This is a genomic window from Novosphingobium sp. 18050, from assembly GCF_902706195.1.
Classification (GTDB): Bacteria; Pseudomonadota; Alphaproteobacteria; order Sphingomonadales; family Sphingomonadaceae; genus Novosphingobium.
Map to the genome: position 1 here is coordinate 46,964 of NZ_CACSJO010000013.1, position 23,611 is coordinate 70,574.

22 protein-coding genes are annotated in these 23,611 nt (G+C 66.6%); 9 read left to right on the forward strand and 13 right to left on the reverse strand.

What is annotated here, in order from left to right:
* Positions 1-197: 197 nt before the first annotated feature.
* From GVL61_RS13925 to GVL61_RS13935, 3 genes are all read left to right on the forward strand, one after another.
* Positions 198-1,853 (forward strand): peptide MFS transporter, encoded by a 1,656-nt coding sequence (locus GVL61_RS13925; protein ID WP_159981029.1) that lies wholly within the window; start codon positions 198-200, stop codon positions 1,851-1,853.
* A 64-nt stretch (positions 1,854-1,917) separates the two neighbouring features.
* Complete coding sequence (locus tag GVL61_RS13930; RefSeq protein ID WP_159981031.1) at positions 1,918-3,297, forward strand: amidohydrolase; 1,380 nt, start codon at positions 1,918-1,920, stop codon at positions 3,295-3,297.
* Positions 3,294-4,589 (forward strand): amidohydrolase family protein, encoded by a 1,296-nt coding sequence (locus GVL61_RS13935; protein ID WP_159981033.1) that lies wholly within the window; start codon positions 3,294-3,296, stop codon positions 4,587-4,589. Before GVL61_RS13930 ends, GVL61_RS13935 begins: the two co-directional genes overlap by 4 nt.
* 206 nt (positions 4,590-4,795) lie before the next feature.
* Here GVL61_RS13935 and dxs read toward each other — a convergent pair whose 3' ends face one another.
* From dxs to rpe, 7 genes are all read right to left on the reverse strand, one after another.
* Positions 4,796-6,718: a 1-deoxy-D-xylulose-5-phosphate synthase gene (gene dxs, locus GVL61_RS13940; RefSeq protein ID WP_159981035.1), complete on the reverse strand. Its 1,923-nt coding sequence runs from the start codon at positions 6,716-6,718 to the stop codon at positions 4,796-4,798.
* Between the two features lie 122 nt (positions 6,719-6,840).
* Positions 6,841-7,302 (reverse strand): Fur family transcriptional regulator, encoded by a 462-nt coding sequence (locus GVL61_RS13945; RefSeq protein WP_200844717.1) that lies wholly within the window; start codon positions 7,300-7,302, stop codon positions 6,841-6,843.
* 35 nt (positions 7,303-7,337) lie between these two features.
* On the reverse strand, positions 7,338-7,487 hold the full coding sequence (locus GVL61_RS24780) for a hypothetical protein (protein WP_200844718.1): 150 nt from the start codon (positions 7,485-7,487) through the stop codon (positions 7,338-7,340).
* A 171-nt stretch (positions 7,488-7,658) separates the two neighbouring features.
* Positions 7,659-8,264: a hypothetical protein gene (locus GVL61_RS13950; RefSeq protein WP_159981039.1), complete on the reverse strand. Its 606-nt coding sequence runs from the start codon at positions 8,262-8,264 to the stop codon at positions 7,659-7,661.
* A 148-nt stretch (positions 8,265-8,412) separates the two neighbouring features.
* Positions 8,413-10,005, reverse strand: a complete 1,593-nt coding sequence (purH, locus tag GVL61_RS13955; protein ID WP_159981041.1) for a bifunctional phosphoribosylaminoimidazolecarboxamide formyltransferase/IMP cyclohydrolase — start codon at positions 10,003-10,005, stop codon at positions 8,413-8,415.
* Positions 10,006-10,119: 114 nt separating this feature from the next.
* Positions 10,120-11,988 (reverse strand): heparinase II/III family protein, encoded by a 1,869-nt coding sequence (locus GVL61_RS13960; protein WP_159981043.1) that lies wholly within the window; start codon positions 11,986-11,988, stop codon positions 10,120-10,122.
* 65 nt (positions 11,989-12,053) lie between these two features.
* On the reverse strand, positions 12,054-12,716 hold the full coding sequence (rpe, locus tag GVL61_RS13965) for a ribulose-phosphate 3-epimerase (protein ID WP_159981045.1): 663 nt from the start codon (positions 12,714-12,716) through the stop codon (positions 12,054-12,056).
* Positions 12,717-13,005: 289 nt separating this feature from the next.
* Between rpe and GVL61_RS13970 the strand changes: the two genes are divergently transcribed.
* Entirely contained in the window at positions 13,006-13,542 is a 537-nt protein-coding gene (locus GVL61_RS13970; RefSeq protein ID WP_159981047.1) for a DUF2141 domain-containing protein, read from the forward strand.
* Between the two features lie 91 nt (positions 13,543-13,633).
* Here the strand turns inward: GVL61_RS13970 and GVL61_RS13975 are convergent, their stop codons facing one another.
* The 3 genes from GVL61_RS13975 to GVL61_RS13985 are packed head-to-tail and all read right to left on the reverse strand — an operon-like array spanning position 13,634 to position 16,495.
* Positions 13,634-14,425 carry a nucleotidyltransferase family protein gene (locus GVL61_RS13975; protein WP_159981049.1) on the reverse strand — a complete coding sequence of 264 codons (792 nt, stop codon included), beginning with the start codon at positions 14,423-14,425 and terminating at the stop codon, positions 13,634-13,636.
* Positions 14,422-15,357 (reverse strand): hypothetical protein, encoded by a 936-nt coding sequence (locus tag GVL61_RS13980; RefSeq protein WP_159981052.1) that lies wholly within the window; start codon positions 15,355-15,357, stop codon positions 14,422-14,424. The genes GVL61_RS13975 and GVL61_RS13980 overlap by 4 nt, the downstream gene beginning before the upstream one ends.
* Positions 15,358-15,406: 49 nt before the next feature.
* Positions 15,407-16,495, reverse strand: a complete 1,089-nt coding sequence (locus tag GVL61_RS13985) for a diacylglycerol kinase family protein (RefSeq protein WP_235037694.1) — start codon at positions 16,493-16,495, stop codon at positions 15,407-15,409.
* 105 nt (positions 16,496-16,600) lie between these two features.
* Here GVL61_RS13985 and GVL61_RS13990 point away from each other — a divergent pair, with 105 nt between their 5' ends.
* Together GVL61_RS13990 and GVL61_RS13995 are read left to right on the forward strand one after the other, a co-directional pair.
* Positions 16,601-17,737, forward strand: coding sequence for a CDP-alcohol phosphatidyltransferase family protein (locus GVL61_RS13990; protein WP_159981055.1), 1,137 nt, complete (start codon positions 16,601-16,603; stop codon positions 17,735-17,737).
* A gap of 2 nt (positions 17,738-17,739) precedes the next feature.
* On the forward strand, positions 17,740-18,171 hold the full coding sequence (locus GVL61_RS13995; RefSeq protein WP_159981057.1) for an HIT family protein: 432 nt from the start codon (positions 17,740-17,742) through the stop codon (positions 18,169-18,171).
* An 8-nt stretch (positions 18,172-18,179) separates the two neighbouring features.
* Here the strand turns inward: GVL61_RS13995 and GVL61_RS14000 are convergent, their stop codons facing one another.
* Complete coding sequence (locus tag GVL61_RS14000) at positions 18,180-18,938, reverse strand: sugar phosphate nucleotidyltransferase (RefSeq protein WP_159981060.1); 759 nt, start codon at positions 18,936-18,938, stop codon at positions 18,180-18,182.
* 164 nt (positions 18,939-19,102) lie between these two features.
* Between GVL61_RS14000 and GVL61_RS14005 the strand changes: the two genes are divergently transcribed.
* Positions 19,103-20,458 carry a lipopolysaccharide biosynthesis protein gene (locus GVL61_RS14005; protein ID WP_159981063.1) on the forward strand — a complete coding sequence of 452 codons (1,356 nt, stop codon included), beginning with the start codon at positions 19,103-19,105 and terminating at the stop codon, positions 20,456-20,458.
* 9 nt (positions 20,459-20,467) lie between these two features.
* Here the strand turns inward: GVL61_RS14005 and GVL61_RS14010 are convergent, their stop codons facing one another.
* The gene (locus tag GVL61_RS14010; RefSeq protein WP_159981065.1) at positions 20,468-20,758 is read right to left on the reverse strand and encodes a GNAT family N-acetyltransferase; all 291 of its coding nucleotides are present in this window, start codon (positions 20,756-20,758) and stop codon (positions 20,468-20,470) included.
* A gap of 83 nt (positions 20,759-20,841) precedes the next feature.
* Between GVL61_RS14010 and GVL61_RS14015 the strand changes: the two genes are divergently transcribed.
* Positions 20,842-21,837 carry a low specificity L-threonine aldolase gene (locus GVL61_RS14015; protein WP_159981068.1) on the forward strand — a complete coding sequence of 332 codons (996 nt, stop codon included), beginning with the start codon at positions 20,842-20,844 and terminating at the stop codon, positions 21,835-21,837.
* Between the two features lie 38 nt (positions 21,838-21,875).
* A complete protein-coding gene (locus GVL61_RS14020; RefSeq protein ID WP_200844726.1) occupies positions 21,876-22,766 on the forward strand; it encodes a DMT family transporter in 891 nt (296 codons plus the stop codon).
* On the opposite strand, the gene GVL61_RS14025 is transcribed toward GVL61_RS14020, so the two are convergent.
* Positions 22,676-23,521 carry an SDR family NAD(P)-dependent oxidoreductase gene (locus GVL61_RS14025; RefSeq protein ID WP_159981073.1) on the reverse strand — a complete coding sequence of 282 codons (846 nt, stop codon included), beginning with the start codon at positions 23,519-23,521 and terminating at the stop codon, positions 22,676-22,678. The two genes, GVL61_RS14020 and GVL61_RS14025, sit on opposite strands and share 91 nt — an antisense overlap.
* Between the last annotated feature and the right edge of the window lie 90 nt (positions 23,522-23,611).

The window sequence follows — 23,611 nt, forward strand, 5'->3', positions numbered from 1 at the left end:
ATCGCATGCCGCTTCGCGCAATGGGAAGTGTTACGTGTGTGAAATCGCGCAGTTTTGGCCCCTGCGACCGCCGGTCAGACGCGCCGCAGCCCATTTACACCGGCAAATTGCCCGCTAACCTCCCTTCTTTCGCACTGCACCGTCCCAGACGGGCATGGTGCGGGCAGGATTACAGGGCGTGAGGGCATAGAAGCGACATGAAGGACATCGCACTTTGGAACGAAGGGGACTGGATCGGCGCGATCGGCGCGATCTGCCTTTTCGCCGTGCTGGCGATCGGCGGTCTTATCGCCACGCGCAAGAGCGACGAATTCGTCGGGCACCCTCGCGGTCTGTTTGTGCTGTTCTATGCCGAAATGTGGGAACGTTTCTCCTATTACGGCATGCGCGCGCTGCTGATCCTCTATCTCACCAAGTTCTGGCTGTACTCGGATGGCCGGTCCAACCTGATCTACGGGGCCTACACCAGCCTCGTCTACATCACCCCGGTGCTGGGCGGCTATCTGGCCGACCGCTGGCTGGGGCAGCGCAAGGCCGTGTTGTTCGGCGGCATCGTGCTGGCGCTAGGCCACCTTTTCATGGCCTACGAGGGCCTGCAGGGCGTCACCGATCCGGCCGTCAAGCAGGCTGATCCGGCGATCGACGTATTCTGGCTGGCGCTGGCGTTGATCATCGTCGGCTCGGGCTTCCTGAAGGCCAACATCTCGGTCATCGTCGGTCAGCTCTACAAGATGACCGATACGCGCCGCGATGCGGCCTACACGATCTTCTACATGGGCGTGAACACCGGCGCTGCGCTCGGAACTATCCTGGTCGGCTACCTGGGCGAGACGATCGGCTGGTCCTATGGTTTCGGCGTCGCCGGTATCGGCATGGTGCTGGGCCTCATCATCTTCGTCGTCGGCAAACCAGCCCTGCGCGGCAGGGGCGAACCGCCCAAGGCTCTGGCGAAGAAGTCGGAATTGATTCTCTACGGCACCGGCGGCGCGGCGGTTCTCGTGATCTGGTTCCTGATCCAGTACGTAAGCGTGATCCAGAACCTGCTGATCCTCACCGGCGTTGGCATGCTGGCCTACACCCTTTGGGAAGCCTTCAAGCTGCCCAAGGAGCCGCGTGAGCGCATGTTCGCGATCCTGTTCCTGATCGCCCTCAACCCGATCTTCTGGGGCCTGTTCGAGCAGGCCGGCGGTAGCCTCAGCCTCTATACCGACAAGTTCGTCGATCGCGGCGGGGTGCCCACCAGCCTCTTCCAGTCGATCAACCCGATCTACATCGTGCTGTTCGGCCCGATCTTTGCGGCCTTGTGGCAATACCTCGGCAAGAAGGGCATCGAGCCTTCCGCCCCTGCCAAGTTCGGCCTCGCGCTGATCCAGGTGGGCCTGGGCTTCCTGGTCTTCGTATGGGGCGCGGGCACCGGCGATCCGGCGGTGATGACCTCGGTCCTCTTCGTGTTCCTGATCTATGCCCTGCATACCACTGGCGAGCTGTGCCTTTCGCCCGTCGGCCTTTCGGCCATGACCCGGCTTTCGCCGATGCACCTGGGCAGCTTCATCATGGGCGCCTGGTTCTACATGACCGCCGTGGGCAACTTCGTGGCTGGCAAGATCGGCGAGGCCACCGGCGGCGAGGGCGGCACGATGAACAAGGCGCTGACGCTGGATATCTACAGCAAGATCGGCTGGACCACGGTAGGCGTCGCCGTCGTCGTGCTGGCGCTTTCGCCGCTGGTGAAGCGCTGGATGCATGTCGACACGCTGGGCGACCGCGCCAGTGACCACGACCTTGCGGGAGAGGCCGGCCTTGGTCTCGACGCGCAGGAAGCAGGCTTCCATCCGGGCACCAAGCCGCACTGATTTTTCAAATGGCCTGCCCCGGGGCGACGGCCCCGGAACAGGGGCCGACAACAGGGGAACCGTCATGAGGGTATCGACCGCGATGCGGCGCTGGACTTCGCTGCTGGCGCTTGGCGCTGCGCTCACGCTCGCCGGGCAGGCTGCCGACGCGAAGAAGAAGGACAAGGGCGCCAAGGCCGAGACGCCTTACGCGTCCACCTACAAGGCCTATCCCGGGCGGCCCACCGCCCTTGTCGGCGCCATCGTCTATGACGGGCGCGGCGGCCGGATCGAGAACGGCACCGTGCTGTTCGAGAACGGCAAGGTGGTCGCCGTGGGCGGCCCCGAGCTTGCGATCCCGGCAGGCTATGACCGTGTCGACGGGGCGGGCAAGTTCGTCACCCCGGGCGTGATCGACATCCACTCGCACCTCGGCGTTTATCCCAGCCCCGGTGTCGATGCGAATTCCGACGGCAACGAGATGAGCTCGCCCACCACGCCCGACGTCTGGGCCGAGCATTCGGTATGGCCGCAGGACCCCGGCTTCAGCCGCGCGCTGGTCAACGGCGGAGTCACTTCGCTGCAGATCCTGCCCGGCTCGGCGAACCTGATGGGCGGCCGCGCGGTTACGCTCAAGAACGTGCCCAGCCGCACCGTGCAGGGAATGAAGTTCCCCGGCGCTCCCTATTCGCTGAAGATGGCCTGCGGTGAAAACCCCAAGCGGGTCTATGGGGCCAAGGGACAAAAGCCCTCCACCCGCATGGGCAACTTCTCGGTCAATCGCCAGGCGTGGATCGATGCCAAGCAGTACATGGACGGCGATCATGCCGAACGAGACCTCGGCAAGGACACTCTCGAAGGCGTGCTCAAAGGCGAGATTCTTGTCCAGAACCACTGCTACCGGGCGGACGAGATGGCGCAGGTCCTCGATATGGCCAAGGAGATGGGCTACAAGGTTACCGCCTTCCATCACGCAGTCGAAGCCTACAAGATAGGCGACCTGCTGAAAGCCAACGACGTCTGCGCCGCGATCTGGGCCGACTGGTACGGCTTCAAGATGGAAGCCTACGACGGCATCCCCGAAAACGCCGCGCTGCTCGCCAAGCAGGGCGCCTGCGTGGTCATTCACTCCGACGACGAGAACGGCATTCAGCGCCTGAACCAGGCCGCCGCCCGCGCACAGGCATCGGGCAGGCGCATCGGCGTCGATATTCCCGATGCGCAGGTCGTCGGCTGGTTCACCTACAACGCCGCCAAGGCCATGGGCATCGGCGCGAAGACGGGCAGCCTGGAAGCCGGCAAGATGGCCGACGTGGTGCTGTGGAACGGTAACCCGCTGTCCGTCTATTCGCGTCCCGAGAAGGTCTGGGTGGACGGTGCGATGATGTACGACGCGGGCGATCCCAAGCGAAAGCCGGTGAGCGATTTCGAACTCGGCCAGCCCGGTGAAGGAGACGTGAAGTGAAGTCCCGTCTGTTCATTGCCGCTTTGCTCGCGGCCGCTCCGCTTCCTGTTTTCGCGCAGGACTTCGCCGTCACCAATGCCACCCTCGCGACAGGCGACGGCGGCGCTCCTATCGAGCATGGCTCCGTTATCGTGCGGGCGGGCAAGGTAGTTGCCGCCGGAGCAGGCGTGGCCGTGCCCGCCGGTGTCCAGACCGTTGACGGCACCGGAAAATGGGTGACGCCCGGCTTGTTCTCCGCCGTCACCGATCTTGGGCTGTGGGATGTCGAGGCGGTCACCGACAGCAACGACATGTCTGCCGAAAAGTCGCCGTTCAATGCGGCGCTCGACGTGGCTGTCGCTCTCAATCCGTCGAGCCAGCACATTGCCGTCAGCCGTGAAGGCGGGGTGACGCGCGCCAGTGTGGCCGCGTTCAACGGCGGCTCGATCTTCGCCGGGCAGGGCGCGGTGATCGATCTGGGCGCGGATGCGGCGATCGTGATGCGCCCGCGCGCGTTCCAGTACGTCGAACTGGGCGAGGCCGGAGCGCGCCTTGCCGGCGGCAGCCGTGTCGCCGCGCATACCGCGCTGCGCAACGCCCTGCGCGAGGCGCGTGAGGCGGCGGCGCTGACGCCCGGTGCCCAGCGGCAGGGCGATGTACTGCTCACCCGCGCTGACGCACTGGCGCTGGCGAAAGTGATCGACGGCAGCCAGCCCCTTTATGTCGGCGTCGAGCGGGCGGCCGATATCCGCAGCGTCCTTGCCCTTAGAGCTGAGTTTCCCAAGCTTGACCTCGTGCTCGTCGGGGCGACCGAGGGCTGGCTCGTTGCGGCGGATATCGCAGCTGCCAGGGTGCCGGTCATCACCATGCCCATGCGCGATCTGCCCGCAACGTTCGAGACGCTGGCGGCCACCATGTCGAACGTCGGCCGGATGAAAAAGGCGGGCGTGAAGGTTGCCATCGGCATGTTCGCGGGCATGGACCAGCCGCGCTATGCCCCGCAGCAGGCCGGCAACCTCGTCGCCCTGACGAAGATGCCCGGTGCCACCGGCCTGAGCTGGGGCGAGGCCTTTGCCGCGATCACTTCGGTCCCGGCCGAGATCAGCGGTTTCGGCGGCAAGCTGGGCGTATTGGCCCCCGGCGCGGTGGGCGATGTCGTGCTGTGGGACGGCGATCCACTGGAGCTGTCCTCCGCGCCGGTCGAGGTTTGGATCGACGGGGTGAAGCAGCCGCTGGACAATCACCAGAGCCGCCTGCGCGCGCGCTACAAGGATCTGGACGAGACGTACCTGCCCAAGGCCTACGACTGGTAACCCCTCCCTGAAGCGGGGGCGTTTACGCAGTCGAGGGTGCTTCCATCCTTCCCCTCCTCAGAGGTGGAGGATGGGGGCGCCTATTCCCTTGTTTGCGAATGGCCGGCCAGCGGCGAGGATTCCGGCTCGGCCTTTGGCGTTACATGGTCACCAATGCGGGGTAGCAAAAGGCAAGGGGTCTGGCGCGATGGCCCCGGACCTTTGCCTTAAGCCCGCGCCTCGTTCACGCCTGCGCTGTTGTGACGCAGCGCTTTCAGCACCGTATCGACGATTTGCGGGCCGTTGAGGCCGGCTTCGTCGTACTGAGCCTCGGGCTTGTCGTGGTCCTGGAACACGTCGGGCAGGCGCATGGTGCGAATCTTGAGGCCGGCGTCGGTGAGGCCCTCGTCGCTCGCCATGGTCAGGACGTGGGCGCCGAGGCCGCCGATCGAGCCTTCTTCCACGGTCACGATAACTTCGTGGGTGAGCATCAAGCGGCGGATCAGGTCGGTGTCGAGCGGCTTTACGAAGCGCAGGTCGGCTACGGTGGTGGACAGGCCGCGCGCGTCGAGCTGGTCGGCAGCCTTGAGCGCTTCGCCCAGCCGTGTGCCGAGCGACAGGATCGCAACCTTGCTGCCTTCGCGCACGACCCGGCCCTTGCCGATTTCCAGCGCCAGCGGGGTTTCCGGCAGATCGAGGCCGATGCCGTTGCCGCGCGGGTAGCGGAAGGCGATGGGCCCCGCGTCGTACTGCGCGGCGGTGTGGACCATGTGGACCAGTTCCACCTCGTCTGCGGCGGCCATGACTACCATGTTGGGCAGGGTGGCGAGGTACGTCACGTCGAACGAGCCGGCGTGGGTGGCGCCGTCTGCGCCGACGAGGCCGGCGCGGTCGATGGCGAAGCGCACCGGCAGGTTCTGGATCGCCACATCATGGACGACCTGGTCGAAGGCGCGCTGCAGGAAGGTGGAGTAGATCGCACAGAACGGGCGCATCCCCTGCGCGGCAAGGCCGGCGGCAAAGGTAACGGCGTGCTGTTCGGCAATGCCGACATCGAAGCTGCGTTCGGGGAACTGCGCGGCGAACTTGTCGAGCCCGGTGCCGGACGGCATCGCGGCAGTGATCGCGCAGATCGTGGGATCGGCTTCGGCTTCGGCGGTCAGGGCCTTGGCAAAGACGCCAGTATAGCTGGGCGGGCCCGCAGGGGCTTTGGCCTGCTCTCCGGTGAAGACGTTGAATTTCTGGACGCCGTGGTACTTGTCGGCAGCTTCTTCGGCCGGGGCGTAGCCCTTGCCCTTCTGGGTCACGACGTGGACGAGGATCGGGCCTTCGCCCGCATCGCGCACGTTTTCCAGTACCGGCACCAGCGCGTCGAGGTCATGGCCGTCGATCGGGCCGACGTAATAGAAGCCCAGTTCCTCGAACAGAGTGCCGCCCATGGCCATTCCGCGGGCGAATTCGTCGGTCTTCTTGGCGGCGACGTGCAGCGGGCGCGGCAGGCGGCGGGCGAACTTGCGCGCCAGTTCGCGCAGGCCCAGGAACCGACCGGAGGAGACGAGCCGCGCCAGATATGCCGACAGGCCGCCCACCGGGGGCGCGATCGACATGTCGTTGTCGTTGAGGATGACGATCAGGCGGTTGCCTGCGTCCCGCGCGTTGTTCATCGCCTCGTAGGCCATGCCCGCGCTCATCGCGCCGTCGCCGATCACGGCGATGCCGCGTCCCGGCTGGCCCTTGATCTTGTTCGCCATGGCAAAGCCCAGCGCGGCCGAGATCGAGGTGGAACTGTGGGCCGTGCCGAACGGATCGTATTCGCTCTCGCTGCGCTTGGTAAAGCCGGAGAGGCCGCCGCCCTGACGCAGGGTGCGGATCCGGTCGCGCCTACCGGTGAGAATCTTGTGCGGATAGGCCTGATGGCCGACGTCCCAGATGAGGCGGTCGGCAGGCGTATCGAACACATAGTGAATCGCGGTAGTCAGTTCCACTACGCCGAGACCGGAGCCGAGGTGGCCCCCGGTCTGCCCGACGGCAGAGATCATTTCGGTGCGCAACTCGTCGGCAAGCTGGCGCAATTGGGCCGGCTTGAGCTTGCGGAGGTCTTCGGGGGTCGAAACCGTATCGAGCAGGGGAGTGGCCGGGTTGGCGTTCATCTTCCGGCCCTTACACGCTTGTGACTTTGATGTCGATTGACGCGCGGCCAATACATAACAGCGCCGATGCGGCGATTGCCGATTTCAACTGTCAGTGCCGGTAGGAATGCGCCGCAGCGACTTCAGCTGCAGCCCGCACAGGTGCCGCGCAGCTCCACGACGGGGCGCACGTCGGCAAAGCCGTTGGCGCGCGCAGCCGCAACCAGCGCGCCGGTAAGCTTGTCATCGTCGATGTGGACGGCCTGCCCGCAGCTGTCGCAGATGAGGAAGATGCAGTCGTGCTGGCAGCCGGGGTGGCTGTTGGCGACATAGGCATTGGCGCTTTCCACGCGGCGGGCGAGGTTGGTGCGCACGAAAAGATCGAGGATGCGATAGACGCTGTTGGGCGCGACTCGCTTACCGCGCAGGGCCGAAACGTTTTCGGCAAGGTCGTAGGCGGAGGCGGGGCGCTCGACCTGCGCCAGTGCCGAGAACACGTCGGCGCGCATCTCTGTCCACTGTTCGCCGGCTTCGACAAGAGCGGTGCGGGCCTCGTTGACGAGGCTTTCGCCGGAATGTTCGTGGTGGTGGTGATGCGCGGACATGCTGCCCATATGGGGGCAGCGGCGGCCCTATGCAATCAGCGCGTTTCGGCGGCCTGGGCGGCGGGCGCGAAGTCGTCGGCGAAGGACGAATGGCTGCCGATACCCATCACGCCGAGCACCAGCAGAGCCCCGCCGGCAAAGCCGAATGCGAAGAAGCGGTAGAAGTCGGCCTTGAAGAGTCCCATGACGTAATCGGCTTTCGGTGTTGCTGGGTGACTGGCTCAAAAGGCCGGTCGGAAATGGCGTGCGGCCCACATGGCGCGAAACCCCTTGCCGTCCAGTGAACAAAATGCATCATACGCTGTTTTTGCGACGAACGGTTCGCCGGGGGCGACGAATTCAGGCAACTTTAGCGGTTATCGCCCGTAAGCTGCCACAAACATCGAAAAGGCATCCCCGCGCTCGGGGGTGCACAGGGCCAATCGCAGCTCGCGCCAGCCGTTGAAACCATCCGCTTGGTAAATCACCGGAGAAAGACAGTCGGTCCCCGGCTCGCGATTGATGGTGCCGGGCGAGGCGGGCCGCATCCACCAGTTGCCGAGGCCGCGCTGGGCGCCGCGCTGGGCAAAGTCCTCGGGGGTCATATCCGAGTGGGTCAGGCCGGGCAGAGTCATCAGCCGTGCGCGCTCGGCGGGGGTGGGGTCGATCCGCAGGAGGATTTCGCGAGTCGGACCGGCGCCGAAGGCATCGGACAACATCCGGCCCGGCGAGGAAACGGCCGAGGGATCGGGGCCGAACAGTTCGGCATAGAGCGCCAGGCTATCCGGCCCGAAGATCGACGCGGCGAGGGAAAACAGCGCCAGCGCCAGCACCGGCAGCGCGCCGCATCCGAAGGGCAGGGCGACGGCGGCAAGTGCACTGCGCGGCGACTGCAGCTTGCCCAGCCGCAGGAGGACGGCGGCGATCGTCATGCCGGCCAGAAAACAGACCACAACCATGGGGCCGAACCAGATCACCCACATGGTCGTCAGTCTCCTTGTCGCGCGGGGCCTTGGCGCCGCGAGCCGCTAGAGTGCGGCCGGTCCCGCCCGCCGCGTCATTGCGGAGGGCATGGGGCATGGGCCTCCATGCTCGCAATGACGAAGGGGGGTAGTCAAGGGGACGAGCGCCTTAGTGCTTGAAATGGCGCATTCCGGTGAAGACCATCGCCAGGCCAGCTTCATTAGCGGCGGCGATCACTTCGTCGTCGCGGATTGAGCCGCCCGGCTGGATGACGGCGGTGGCGCCAGCCTCTGCCGCAGCAAGCAGGCCATCGGCGAACGGGAAGAAGGCGTCCGATGCGACCGCGGACCCGACCGTGCGCGAGGCGTCCCAGCCGAACTTCTCGGCCGCTTCAGCAGCCTTCATCGCGGCGATGCGCGAGCTGTCGCGGCGGTTCATCTGGCCTGCGCCGATGCCGGCGGTGACGCCGTCCTTTGCATAGACGATGGCGTTGGACTTCACATGGCGCGCCACGGTCCAGGCGAACAGGCAATCGGCCAGTTCGCGGTCGGTCGGGGCGCGCTTGGTCACCACCTTGAGGTCATCGAAACCGATCGCGCCGGCATCGCGGCCCTGTACCAGCAGGCCGCCGGTGATCGGCTTGACGGTCAGACCGGCGCGGCGCGGATCGGGCAGTTCGCCGGTCAGCAGCAGGCGCAGGTTCTTCTTTTTGGCGAAGAAGGCGCGGGCTTCCTCATCGGCATCGGGGGCGACGACGACTTCGGTGAAGATCTGGCAGATCGCCTCGGCAGTGGGCCCATCGAGCAGCGTGTTCACCGCGACGATGCCGCCGAAGGCCGAGACGTCGTCACAGGCGAGCGCACCCTGCCAGGCTTCGAGCAGGCTATCACCCTGGGCCACGCCGCAGGGGTTGGCGTGCTTGACGATGATGACGGCCGGCTTCTGGCCCTTGAACTCGGCGGCGAGTTCGAAGGCGGCGTCGGCGTCGTTGTAGTTGTTGTAGGACAGTTCCTTGCCCTGCACCTGCTCGGCCTGGGCCAGGCCCTTGGTGAACGGGCCGACCGGCGTATAGAGCGCGGCCTTCTGGTGCGGGTTCTCACCGTAGCGCAGCGTGGTGGCAAGGCGGCCGTTGACGCTGAGCATCTCGGGGAACTCGACGCCCTGATCGCTGAACGCGAACCACTGTGCGATCATCGAATCGTAAGCGGCGGTCTGCGCGAAGGCGCGCGCGGCCAGCAGCTTGCGGAAGGGCAGGGTGGTGCCGCCGTCGGTCGCGTCCAGTTCGGCGATGAGGCCGGCGTAGTCCTTGGGGTCGGTGACGATGGCGACGAAGGCGTGGTTCTTGGCCGCCGAGCGCACCATCGAAGGGCCGCCGATGTCGATGTTCTCGATCACCTCGTCCCGGTCTGCGCCCTTGGCCACGGTCGCCTCGAAGGGGTAGAGGTTGACGACGACGAGGTCGATGGCGCCGATCGCATGCTCGGCCATGGCGGCGGCATGTTCGGCATTGTCGCGCACGGCCAGCAGGCCGCCGTGGACCATCGGGTGCAGCGTCTTGACGCGGCCGTCCATCATCTCGGGGAAGCCGGTGATCTCGGAGATGTCCTTCACCGTCAGGCCGGCTTCGCGCAGCGCCTTGGCGGTGCCGCCGGTGGAGACCAGTTCCACTCCGCGCGCGCTGAGAACCTGGCCCAGTTCGGCAAGCCCCGTCTTGTCGGAGACGGATAGCAGGGCACGGCGGATCTGGACTGTATCGGTCATCGGACGGCTTCCTTGCGGCAGGTTCTTTGCGCGGGCCTTTAGGGCGGCGGGGGAAGAGGGGCAAGTGCGCCGGGGTGCTTTGTCCGATACGGCGGGCCTGGCGCCCGCCGCGGCTTAGTTCATCTTCTTGAGCACCCAGCCAAACGTGCCGCCGCCGCGTGAGACCATGCCCTGGATGACGAGCTGCTGCGTCGCTTGAGGACGCCCTTGCCCGTCGACCCACAGCGAATCCTCGACTGTGACTTCGCCGCCTTCGGTATTGGCGCCCGAGCGGAACTGCCAGTAGCTGCCGTCGGGCAGCGAGAGGCCTGCGCCCTGTCCGTCGGCGGTGAGGTTCACGTCGACTTCGGGGCCGAGGTGGAAGCGGATCGCGAAGCTCACCATGCCGCGCTTGCCCTTGCGGCCGGAGGGCAGCAGCAAGTCTTCACCGCGCAGTTCGCTGCCGTCGTCGCGCAGCAGCAGGATGCGTTGGTGGGTGAGGCCGTAGCGCGCGGCATAGCCATTATGGCTGGCCTCGAGCCGGGTCGCGGTAGAACCCTTTTCCTGCGCGAGGGTCTTGCGGTCGAGCGCGACTTCGGTGACGCCCGAGCCGATCATGCCGCCGATCAGGATCGCGGTGGAATTGGCATCGTCGAGCGTCAGCGTCGAATGCGCTGCCGTTGCCCGCAGGCCCTGTTCGAGGCGGACGGGCACAAGACCGCCGCCGCTGGCCGCGCCGCCGCAGTTGACGATCAGGCGGTGCGGACCGTGCGACATTTCGAATGCCAGCGTCGAAGCGCAGCCGAAGCGGGCATGGGCGGGCATCGGCGGGGGCGCAGTATCGAACTGCAGGATGGACTTGTGCGCCGTCACGCGCTGATAACCCCACTGGCGCACGTCGCGCAGGGGGCGGGTGCGCACGCCGCTGGCCTTGACGAGGCCTTCGACATCCTCGGCGGAGACCGCCCAGCCGCCCTGCCACGAACCCAGCGAGCCGTCGCCGTGCGTGAGCGCCAGAAGCGGCGGAACCAGCAGTTCGATCACCCGCTCCACCGAAGTCGGAGCATCGCGGCGGGTCGCCTGGTAGCAGTTGCGCAGCCGCACCAGCAGCGCGATCGCCTCCATCTGCGCCAGCGGGCTGCGGGCCAGGACACCGCCGTCGTCGCCCATCAGCTCGCCCAGAGCCTTGATAAGCCCGGCCTCGCCGTAGAGGCGGCGCGGGCGGCCATCGGGCAGCAGCAGGCCGGCCGCGACGATACCGCACCAGCCGGCGACTTCCGCCAGTCCGTCCTCGCCGTGGGTGACATGGCGGTCGAGCCAGCGCGCGGTGGCGGCGATGTGGGCGAGGGTGCGCACGCGCAGCGCCTTGTCGCCGGACATGATCAGCGGCGCATGGGCAAGCCAGTTGGCGATTCGCGCGCCGGTGTTGCCAACGCTCCACGCCGGGCCCTTGCCGGGCTTGGCGGGCGGCTTGGGGTTGGCCTGGAGCCAGGCGGTGAGAATGCGTTCGGCAACCGGCGCGGCCTGTTCGCGCGGGGCGCAGGATTCCAGGTCGGTCAGCCAGGAGAAGGAATGGACCACCTTTTCCAGCGGCGGGGTCACGCGCTGGGCGCCGGCATAGTCGACTTGCGCGACCGGGGTCTTGGCGCCGTGGACAATGAAATGGCCGGCGCGGATCGCGGTGCCGGCGGCGCGGTTGCCGGGCAGGGTATTGCTCACCGTCGCAAGCAGGCGGGTGCGCGCCTTTTTGCCCATCGGTGCGCCGAGCATCGATCCCGGCACACCCATGCGGTAGGCCATGCGGATCAGTTTTTCGCCCATGCCCACCGAGGGCGGCGAGAAATCGACCAGCGCCAGTGCGCGCCCCGGCTCGATATGGCCGGGTTCGATCACTTCTGCATGAGGGGTGTGCGCAGGAGGAATGGGCGCCGGGCGCCGTAAGGCGGGGGCTTCGGGTTCATCCACTCTGCCGTTCACTGCACCCTCCTCCGCCACCTGCGACATGGGAATCGCCCGGGACGGGTCCGGGTTCCTTGCCGCAGGGCGAAGAGGGGTGCGAGTGTCCACTCTTATGCCAGGCCCTTGAGCGTCTTGATATTCGCGGCGTACTGCGACGGACCGCCGCGGAAGGTCGCCGATCCGGCCACCAGCACGTCGGCACCGGCCGAAACGCATAGCGGGGCGGTCTTCGCATCGACGCCGCCGTCGACTTCCAGGCGGATATCGCGGCCGGACTTGTCGATCATCTTGCGGACGGCCTCGATCTTGCGAAGCTGGCTGGAGATGAAGCTCTGCCCGCCGAAACCGGGGTTCACGCTCATGATGAGCACCAGGTCGATGTCGTCGATCAGATAGTCGAGCATCTTGGCCGGGGTTGCCGGGTTGAGCGAGATGCCCGCCTTTTTGCCCAGGTTCCTGATCGTCTGCACAGTGCGGTGGATGTGCGGGCCGGCCTCGGGATGGACGGTGATATAGTCCGCGCCGGCATCGGCGAAAGCTTCGAGATAGCTGTCGACCGGCGAGATCATCAGGTGCACGTCGAAGACCTTCGCGCTGTGCGGGCGCAGGGCCTTCACGACAGCGGGGCCGATCGTGATGTTGGGCACGAAGTGGCCGTCCATCACATCGACGTGGATCCAGTCGGCTCCTGCTTCGTCGATGGCGCGCACTTCCTCGCCGAGCCGAGCGAAGTCGGCGGACAGGATCGAGGGGGAAATCAGGGGTATTGTCATGGCAGGGTTACGGAGCTCCTCGCTTTACACGAATACGCCACCACATGTTGGGGGGACAAGCATGGGAGGGGCCGTTTTCCACACGCGATATTGGGTCAAGCCGGGCAAGGGGGCACTATCTGCACTCTTGCGGCGGGCCGGGCCTTTCAGTCGGCGGAGCGGGAAATTCAGTAGCCATTCACGGCGCTTCGGGCATTTATGCCCCATGAAACGGGTTTACGACATGCCCCGCCGCATGGGGCGAGCCACCGGCACCGACCCGGCCGCAAATTCATTACACGGAAGAGAAATGACCACGACCAGTCGCACGACCAGTTTGGGGGCACCGTTTGCCATCCCTTTCAGAATCTCCACAGCCCTGGCGCTCGTCGCTGCGGGAGGCCTTGCCATGCCGGCTTCGGCACAGGGCGAGTACCGCAACGAGATTCGCAACGAGATGAGCCGCTGCTCCGCCGACAAGGGGCCGGGGCTGATGGTCACCGTAGACGGCATCAAGGCCTCGTCGGGGACGGTGCGCGTGCAGGCCTACCGGGCGAATGCGGGCGAATGGCTGGTGAAGGGCAAGTGGCTTTCGCGGATCGAAGTGCCGGCGCGTGCGGGCACCATGTCTTTCTGTGTCCCGCTGCCGGCCTCGGGCACGTACGGCGTTGCGGTGCGCCATGACGTCAACGGCAATGGCGACACCGATATCAGCACCGATGGCGGGGCGATGTCGAACAATCCCTCGATCAACATCTTCAACCTCGGCAAGCCCAGCTACAGCAAGGTTGGCGTGCCGGTGGGCGGCTCGGTCAAGTCGATCCGTATTCAGATGAAGTATATGTAGTTCTTCCCGGGCGGGGAGGGAGACCGCCCGCAGGATGGCGAAAGGGAATTTCGCTTTACGCGAGGTCCGGTGGGGCTGCGACTCCCCTCTGTCAGCCCTGCGGGCCGCCACCTCCCCGGGGCCGGGAGGACAGGCGCTCTGTCAAAATCGTCCGTGCATCCGCGAGGTCGGATGGTTTGTCGACATCCACCGCGGCCAGCCCGTCGCGCGCCGCGACGAGGCTGGCGTTCACGCCGATGCGCCTGCCCAGCTTCGCGATCGCTGCCGCCAGCGTCAGCCGGCCCAGCGCATAGCCCAGCAGCATCCCCAGCCCCAGCCGCGCGGCGATGCGCCAGGGGCGCTTGCGGTCGGCCTCGACCATCTTCCAGGTCTCGATCGCCAGCCCGGCATGGCCGCTCGCCAGCAGGAACAGGTTGCAGCCTGACCACTGCCCGTCGGCAAAGCGCAGATAGGTGCGCTTGCTGCCGGGCATGGCAGCCTCGATCGCCTCGCGCCGGGCGAGCAGTATCGCGACGTCGCTGCCCTCGGGTGTATCATTCAGAAAATCGCGCACCCATTCGCCGCGCAGCAGCGCATGGTCGCTGGTGGTGACGAGCAGCGGCGCGCCCAGCGCATCGAGGCCGACGGCTACGCTGGCGCTGGGCCCGGTGCCGGTCGCCAGCACTTCGCAGCCGAGCAGCAGGGCGAGTGCCCGCACCTTGTCGTCGCTGGCCGAGACCGCGATCCGCTCTATCCCGGCGTCGCGCAGGGCGTGGACGACATGGGTGAGCATCGGCTGCCCGGCGATCTCCACCAGCGACTTGTGCGCGACCCCTTCGGCCTCGGCGACCGGGTCGGGCGCGCCGGGGCGGGAACCGGCGAGGATGAGAGCAGAAGGCTTCACCGCGTATCTCCCGCATTTGCCAGTGCCTTGCGGCCGCGCCAGACCTGCCACAGCACGCCGGGCGCGCTCAGCACCGGATGACGCTCGCGCCAGGGGGTTATCGTGACGGCAACGCCGGTGTGGCGCTCAATCTTCCAGGCGGCGTAGAGCGAGGCGCCCTCGAACGTGGTCGAGGCCTTGAGCAGGCGCAGCACGTTGTAGGGCTTGCCCAGCCGCTGGCGGCGCTTCCACCAGGCCAGGGTCCGGGCGCGGTCGCGCTCTGTGAGTTCGGGGCGGATCGTGCCGCCCGCGCCGCGCGTGAAGCGGATCGACTGCGCCGTCAGCGCCAGCGGCAGCAGTCCGTCGAAGTGGGCGCGGTTGGCGGCGAGAATCGAATCCTCGCGGCCTGCCTTCTCGACGCGGAATTCTGCGGCATAAGTGGCGCGGAACAAGGCGCGCCAGTAATCCTCGGGCGTCCCTGCCTCGGGTCCGAGGGCGACGGCGAGTCGTGCAGCGGTGCGTGAAGCCTGCCCCGCCGCCTCGGCGATGAGCGCGCCGGCGGCTTGGTCCTGCTGCCAGGCAAGGGCGCTGGGCTGGACGAAGCGGGCCCAGATCGTGGTGTCGATCCGCTCTCCGGCGGCGGCGGCGCGGAACGTTTCCAGCGCCATAGTCGCGACTTTCGCGCGCAGGGGAACCCCGTCATGGGCCCATTCGTGATAGCTGACGCGCGGCCAGATCCGTTCGACCTGAGGCCCCGGCAGCAGCACGTAGAAATCGAGTACGCCTTCCAGCGATCCGGTGCGCAAGTTGGAGCCGTAAAACAGCACGCCCAGAGCGCCCGCATCACGGGCCAGCCGCTCGGCAAAGGCGCGCACCTGCGGCACCACGTCGCGGGCCAGCGCTGCCGCAGTGCGGTCTGCAAGGGTTTCGGATCCGTAGAGGTCGTCGCTCATTCGGGCGTGCATCGTGCAGGCCTGCTGTCAATGCAAGCCCAGGGCTGCGTCAGGGCACCACGAAGTTGATCTGCGGGCCTTCGTCCAGCACGTAGCGACCGGCGGGGAAAGCCTCGCCGTCGAGGATGAACGCGCCGCCGATGTCAAGGTCGATGTTGTTCACGCTGAAACGCTTGGCGCCGTTGCGGGTCAGGAACTTGCCCTGGAGGCCGAACATGATCGCCGGCAACAGCGCGACGATCCAGCGCACCGGCGAATCCATCACTGCCAGCTTGAGGCCCGCGCCGGGATTGCGTCCGAACGGCCGCGCGCCCAGCGGGAAGCGCTCGAATGTGGTGGCGAAAGTCAGGAAACGCTCACCGGGATTACCGCGCCCGTCATAAGGCAGATGGCGGCCGGTGCGGCGATCGACGATGCGGGTGGGCGTGCAGGCGCGCCAGATATTCCCGGCGCGGCCGAACAGGGCGCCGACGATGGCGGCCAGAATGGAAAGACCCACGGCGAAGCTGTTGAAGGCGCCGCGGCGGTGGGCTTCCTGCCCGGCCTCGGTGGCCAGTGCGAAGATGCCGGTGCCCAGCACGAAGCCGAGGACACCGCGTCCCTTGCCGTCGGCCGGGGTTAGACGCATCGGTCGGCGGGCCAGGGTTTCACCCCGGTGCGCGGCGGCCATCGCCTGGGTCAGCGACCAATGGTTGGGCAGGCCCAGGTCGACCGCGAGTGCGTTGGTCTTGCCCTTGGGCAGGACCACGAAAGTCGGCCAGTCGTCCCCGAAAATGTCGGCGCCGCAGGACAGCACATCGCGTACAGTGCCGTCGCCGCCGTCGACCACGAGGTAGTCGATGCCGCGCCGGGCGAATTCCGCCAGCGTGTAATGCAGTTCCTCGCGGGTGCTGGGCGTCTGCGTCAGGATGTTGGAGCAATCCGCCATTTCGGGCTTCTTGCCCTTGTTGCGGTGGCTGCGTGGATTGCGCACGATACCGACGAGCGGAACCGCCCGTCCACGGCGTGCGGGGCGGACCGTGTGGGCGCCGCCATGGCGGCCAAGCTCACCGAAGATCGGCAGCGTCTCAAATTCGTAAATGCTTCCGTGCACGGCCGCTATGTAGTGACGCCCGGCCGTAAAATCATCAATAAACATGCTCTGACACATTAAAGTTACAGTTCGATGGCAGCTGTTGCCGGGCAGACACGTTCGCCCCGCTGCAATTGCCAGCCTGCCTGCGACCGACTACGGGCTGGGGTCATGGTGCAGGAAAAGCAGGCAATGCCGGTCGTTACGATCGGTGAGAATTTCGTGAAGCTCTGGGGTCTGACGATGGCCAGGCGCGTGGCGCGGATCGCGCGGGCGGCAGGGCTGGTTTCGCTGGACGAGGTGCCTGCAGGCCCCGCGATCCTCTCCAACGCGGCCCATGCCTGGGACCCGGCGTGGTTTGGAAACATCACCGACAGGCCCGGCGTGGTGCTCACTTTGGGGGGTATTCCGGCGCTCGCCCATGCCGCGGATGGCGGACAGGCTGCCCGAATCGCGCAGGCCATGATGCAGGGCACGCCGCTGGCGGATACCTCCGGTCTGGACGTGATCGCCTACGAGGACGGCCCGACCGTCGAGAACAAGCAGCTCAGGAAGCGCGAGACGCCGTTCCTCATGCCGCTCGTCCCCGAAACGGTACGTGCGATCGAGCGGGCCAGCTATTTCGGCGCCTACAAGGGCGTGACCGATGTGCTGACCAAGTACCTCTGGCCCGAATGGGCTCTGGTCCTCACCCGCATCTGCGCGAAGCTGGGGATTACCCCCAACATGGTGACGAGCGTGGGCGCAGTGTTCTGCGTCGTCGCCACCGTGCTGTTCGCTTATGGCCATTACTGGGCGGGCATGGCGACCGGCCTCGTGTTTATGGTGCTGGACACCGTGGACGGCAAGCTGGCGCGCTGCACGATCACGTCGTCTGCCTGGGGCAATGTGTTCGACCACGGCATGGACCTCGTCCACCCGCCGTTCTGGTGGTGGTTCTGGGCAACCGGCCTCGGCTTCTGGGGCATGGCCTATGATCCGGTCACCTTCTGGTGGGTGCAGGGCGCGATCCAGGGCGGTTATATCGTCCAGCGCCTGATCGAAGGCGCCTTCATGCGCCAGAACGGCATGATGCACATCCACGTGTGGACCCGCTTCGACAGCTGGTTCCGCCTGATTACCGCGCGGCGCAATCCGAACATGGTGATCCTGTTCGTCGCCATGCTGTTCTCGCGGCCCGACCTCGGCCTGATCGCAGTGGCCTGGTGGACGGCCCTGTCGTGTCTCGTCCATGCCGTGCGGCTGGTCCAGGCATGGACCGTTCGGGCACGCGGCAGTAAGATCACCTCCTGGCTTTCGGAAGGCTGAGCATGCACGCGACGATCGAGAAGTTCGGCTGGCCCGCCACGCTGGTAGCGGAGTTCGATCACTGGCTCGTGCTGGCAAGGCCGTCGCAGCCCACGCTCGGCGCCTTGGTGCTTGCCGCGAAAAGCGAGGCAACCGCTTTCGGCGATCTGCCGGGCGAGGCCCACGCGGAACTGAAGATTGCCACCGCCGCCATCGAGGCCGCGCTGGGCCGTGCGGTGGGCTACGCGAAAATCAACTATCTGATGCTGATGATGGCGGACCCGCAGGTCCATTTCCACGTCGTCCCGCGCTACGAAGGCGCGCGCGAGTGGCAGGGGCGCGAATTCGTCGACTGCGGCTGGCCCAAGGTGCCGGACCTCGGCCATGCCGTAACGCTGGAGGGCGAGGCCCTCGATGCGCTGACGGCGTGGCTCAAAGGGTATTTTGCAGGCTAGGCCTACTCTTACACCCAGGTATCGGTCAGCTTTGTCGCGATTTCGATGTCGTTGAGAAAGTCCACCTCGGCCCAGTCGAGCCCCTCGATCGAGACTGTGCCGACCTTGCCGGTGGGGGCGATCGAATCGATCACCTTGAGATACCAGTGCTGCACGCCCTCGGGCGTGCGCATGGCCTTGCGCACCGTCTCGCGGAACAGCTCGACACCTTCGCCCCGGAAGGCGAGGAAACCGATCGATTCGGCGTTCGACTGCGCGGCGGTCAGGGTCTTGCCAATATGAACGAGACGGCCGCTTTCTTCACGCTCGACCTTCATGTCGTCGCTGTCGTAACCGTCCGCCTTGACGTCGACGGTGACGGTCACCGGCCAGGACTTGCCGTCGGGGCCGAGCGAACCTTCCTGCACCTTGCGCACGATATCCTCTGACACCAGCGTGTCGCCGTTGAGGATCAGGAAGTCGCCGCGCATCGCCTCACGCACGATCCAGCACGAGCCGAGATTGTCCGCCACCTTGTAGAAGGGGTTGAAACGGATGGCGATTTCCACGCGCGGATCGCGGATCGCGGCAAGGTGTGCCTCCAGCATGTCGGTCATGAACCCGGTGACCACGTCGATACGCTTCACGCCGCAGCGGGCCAGCATCTCGATCTGCCATGCGATCAGCGAGCGGCCCGAGAAGTCGATCAGGCACTTGGGACGCTCGGCAGTGAGCGGCAGAAGGCGCGAGCCCTGGCCGGCGCTGAGGAGGATGGCGTGTTCTATCATGTTCAGGTTCAGTCTGCTTAAGGGCGCCTAGGGGGGAGCAGCGCCATCTAGCGATTGCGGCGCGAAAGGAAAAGCTCTGGCGGGGGCTGACCCGAAAACGTTCTTCCCCCCCAACTACGAGTGATCCCTTGCAAGTGACAGCCCCCTCGTCCAAATGCACCCCGATGCCCGCCAAACGCGACCGCCAGGAGAGTACCACTCCGCTAGGGCGGATACTCCAGAACACCGCCTGGCTGCTGGGCGGCAAGGGCTTCGGCGCGATCTGCGGCCTGGCCTACCTTGCCATCCAGACCCGCACGCTGGGCCTGAAGGACTTCGGCCACTTCGCGCTGATCTTCGGCACTGCGCAGGCGCTCACCTCGATCGCCGGCTTCCAGAGCTGGCGCGTGGCGGTCCGCTACGGTTCCGAGCATGTCCACAACAAGGACTGGGGCAAGTTTGGCCGCCTGGCGATGCTGTGCGGCATGATCGACGCGGTGGGCGCGGTGATCGGCTGCGTCTTCGCCGCGGTCGTGATCTTCGGTTTCGCGCATGTGCTGGATCTCAACCCCAAGTACGTCGACGTCGCTTTCTGGTACTGCTGCATTTCGCTCTGGGCGTTGGTTTCCGCGCCGACCGGCGTGGTGCGCGCACTCAACCGGTTCGACATGGCCGTCTATGTCGAGGCGATCGTGCCGAGCGGGCGGCTCGTCGCGGCGCTGATCATCTGGGCGACGGGGCCTTCGGTCGGGCGGTTCCTGGCGGCATGGGCGGCGGTCGATATCCTCGAAGCCGTACTTTACTGGTATATGGCGCGCAGGCTCAGCCCTGAAGCGGTACGCCTTTCCAACCTTGGCAAATGGCGCCAGGCGCTGGCGGAAAATCCCGGCGTCGCGCGGTTCTTCCTCATTACTTACGGCGGCTCGTCGATTGACGCGGCCATGAAGAATGGTCCGCTGCTGATCGTCGGCGGCTGGGTCGGCACCCGTGCCGCCGGTCTCTACCGCCTCGCCTCGCAGCTTTCGCAGGCGCTGAGCAAGCTTTCGACGCTGCTTACCCGCTCGGTCTATGCCGAAGTCGCCCGCGTGCGTGTCGCCTCCAAGGCCGAGGAATTCCGCAAGCTGGCAGTGCAGACGACGATGATCGCCGGTGTCGCCGGCCTTGCCGTGGTTGCCGTCGCGGTACTCGCGGGCGAGCAGTTGCTGGCCATGATCGGCGGTGAGGCTTTCGAAAGCGGGGCCGGCATTCTGGTGCCGCTGGCCATCGCCTCCAGCTTCGACCTTGCCAGCGTCGCTTTCGAGCCAGTGCTGCACTCGACCGGCAGGGCGCGTCACTCGCTGGTGGCGCGGTTGATCGCGGTGGTCGCACTGGGCATCGGCCTGTGGCAGTTCATCCCCATCGGGCCAAGCGGCGCGGCCTGGGCCGTGGCGCTTGCCGGTGCGGTTTCCTACCTCGTGATGGGTCTGATGGCCTGGCGCACGCTGCGGCAGGTCGAAGCAGGCAAGATCGCAGTGGGTGTCGAGGACGACACGCTGGAGTAGGCTTCAGGCTTACTCCTTCACGTCCGCCCATTCCGGGTGGCGCTGGAAGGCGACGGCGACGTAGCTGCACTCCGGCGCGATCTTGAATCCGTTCTCCCGCGCATCGGCGACCATTGCTTCCACCAGCCTGCCCGCCACGCCGCGTCCGCCGATTTCCTGCGGCACCAGCGTATGTTCGGCGTAGTGCACGCCGCCGCGCGCGGTCCATGTCAGGCGGCCGATGTGGTCGCTATCGGCGAGGTGTGCCTGGTATTCGCCGGTGGAGCCGGTTTCGTGCTTGGTGATGGTAACGCCGACCATGGGCGGTTCTCCTTGTCGTGTTCGATGGGCCATGTCTGATGGGCGCTTGACGCAGGCCGCGCACCCTTACAGGGCATATGGCCATGCAGTTCACCTCCGACAATGCCGCCGCCGTGCATCCCGCCGTCTGGAAGGCGATGATGGCGGCCGATGCGCCCGATGCGCCTTACGATAACGACGCGCTCAGCCGAGACCTCGACGGCGTGTTCGGAAGCCTGTTCGGGCGCGAGTGCGCGGTGCTCTGGACGGCGACCGGCACGGCGGCCAACTGCCTCGCGCTTGCCTCGCTGGTTCCGCCGCATGGCGCCGCCGTATGCCACCGCGAGGCGCATATCGAGATGGACGAGGCCGGTGCGCCCGGCTTTTTCCTTCACGGCGCCAAGCTGCTGCTGGCGGATGGCGCCAGCGCCAAGGTCACGCCGCAGACGCTGGCGGCGGTGGTCGATATCATCCGAGACGACGTTCATCAGGTTCAGCCCCACGCGATCTCGATCACCCAGGCAAGCGAATATGGCTGCGTCTACCGCCCGGACGAGGTCGCCGCCATTGCGGCCTTCGCGAAGGCGCGCTCGCTTGGCCTGCACATGGACGGGGCCCGCTTCGCCAATGCGGCGGCGTATCTGGGCTGCACCGCTGCCGAGACGGCGGGCGACGTCGACGTGCTGAGTTTCGGCTTCGTCAAGAACGGCGGCATGAGCGCCGAGGCCATCGTCTTCTTCGACGTCGAGGCCGCCAAGGCGATCCGCTATCGCCGCAAGCGAGCCGGGCACCTCCAGTCCAAGGGCCGTTTCATGGCCGCGCAGATCCTGGCGATGCTTGAAAACGACCTGTGGCTGGACAATGCGCGCTCCGCCAATGCCGCTGCGGCCGAGATCGCCGCCGCCGCACCGGGCCGCCTGCTCCATCCGGTCGAGGCGAACGAGGTGTTTCTGACCTGTACCGCCGCCGAACGCGAAACCTTGCGCGGCGCTGGCTTCGCTTTCTACGACTGGGGCGCCGATGCGGCGCGGCTGGTGACTTCGTGGGACGCACGGGCCGAGCATGTCGGTCTGCTGGCGAAAGCGATCGCGGCCTTATGAGCGTGGACGCCATTAACGCGGATGCCTCGGCGCAGTCGATGCTGCGGCCGGCAGTGGCGCTGCCGTTCCTGCTCGTCGCGCTGATATGGGGCTCGACCTGGTGGGTGATCACCGGCCAGATCGGCGATGTTCCGGCCAGTTGGTCGGTGACCTGGCGCTTTGCCCTGGCGACCCCGGCGATGTTCGTCGTCGCCGCCGCGATGGGCCGCAGCCTCAGGATCGGCAAAGAAGGGCACTGGCTGGCCTTCCTCGTCGGCGTGACGCAGTTCTGCGGCAACTACAACTTCGTCTATCGCGCCGAGATGTACCTTACTTCGGGCATCGTCGCGGTCATGATCGCGCTGCTGCTGGTGCCCAACACCGTGCTGGCGCGGATCATGCTCAAGCAGCCGATCCTGCCCCGCTTTGCCGTGGGCAGCGCCATCGCCATCGGCGGCATCGGCCTGCTGCTGCTTCATGAAGCGCATGAGGCGCCGCTGGGCGACAAGGTCCTGCTGGGCGTCGTTTTCGCGCTGATCGCGATGATGTGCGCTTCGGTATCGAATGTTATCCAGGCCAACGAAGTCGGCCAGCGCCTGCCGATGGTCAGCCTGCTGGCATGGGCGATGCTGTACGGCACGCTGTGCGACGCTGCGCTAGCCTTCGCCATTGCCGGCCCCCCGGTACTGCCGACCGATGGCGGATACTGGCTGGGCACCGCCTACCTTGCGATTTTCGGTTCGGTTGTGACGTTCCCACTCTACTACACGCTGATCCGCCAGCTGGGTGCCGGGCGTGCGGCCTACAACGGGGTTGCCGTGGTGGTGATCGCTATGCTGTTTTCTACGGCGCTGGAGGGTTACCGCTGGTCGCTACTCGCAGGAGCGGGGGCGTTGCTGGCCATGGCGGGGCTGGTCGTCGCCCTGAGCGCGCGCAAGCCCTCGCCGTAAGTGGGGTAGCGTGGCCGCCAGCCCAGCACGGCCTTGGCCTTGCCGTTGGTGACGCGCCGGTTCTCCGCATAGAAAGCCTGCGCCATCGGTGAGAGTTTGGCTTCTTCCAGCGATTGCAGCGGCGGCAGCGGCGCGGCGGTAAGGCGGCATGCCTCCTCCACCAGCCGGTTCTGCGCGCAGGGCAGGTCGTCGGCAAGGTTGTACGCTCCGCCCGGCGCCGCGATCCCGGCGAGGACCCCGGCGGCGATATCCTCGACATGGACGCGGCTGAAGACCTGCCCCGGCAAGTCGATACGGTGGGCGCGCCCCTCGGCCAGCCGCTCGAAGATCGAGCGGCCGGGGCCGTAGATGCCGGGCAGGCGGTAGACCCGTGCCCCCAGCGCTTGCCATGCCGCGTCCGCCTCGGCCCGCGCGGTGCGTCGGCCCGTGCCGATCGGCGCGCTTTCGTCCACCCACGCGCCGCCGGTGTCGCCGTAGACCCCGGTGGAGGAAAGATAGGACAGCGCTCGTCCTTTCAGCGAATCGCCGTAAAGGTCCAGCACTGGATCGAGCGGTTCGCCGCGCCCCTCACGCCCCGGCGGGACGGAGGACAGCACATGGTCGGCATCGGCCAGCGCCATCCGCACATTACCCGCGTCGTCGAAGGCGAGAGTGCCTTCGCTGCCGGTGGAGATCACTTCCCAGCCGCGCTGTTCGAAGCGGGCAGCGATGAAACGCGCGGTGTAACCGAGGCCGAAGATGAACAGGCGGGGCATCGCCCATGCCTACCACCCCGGCGCGAGCGGGCAACCCTCGCACCGAAATCGCATCGCTCCCGCTGGCAATCGACCGCCGAGCCTCTAAGT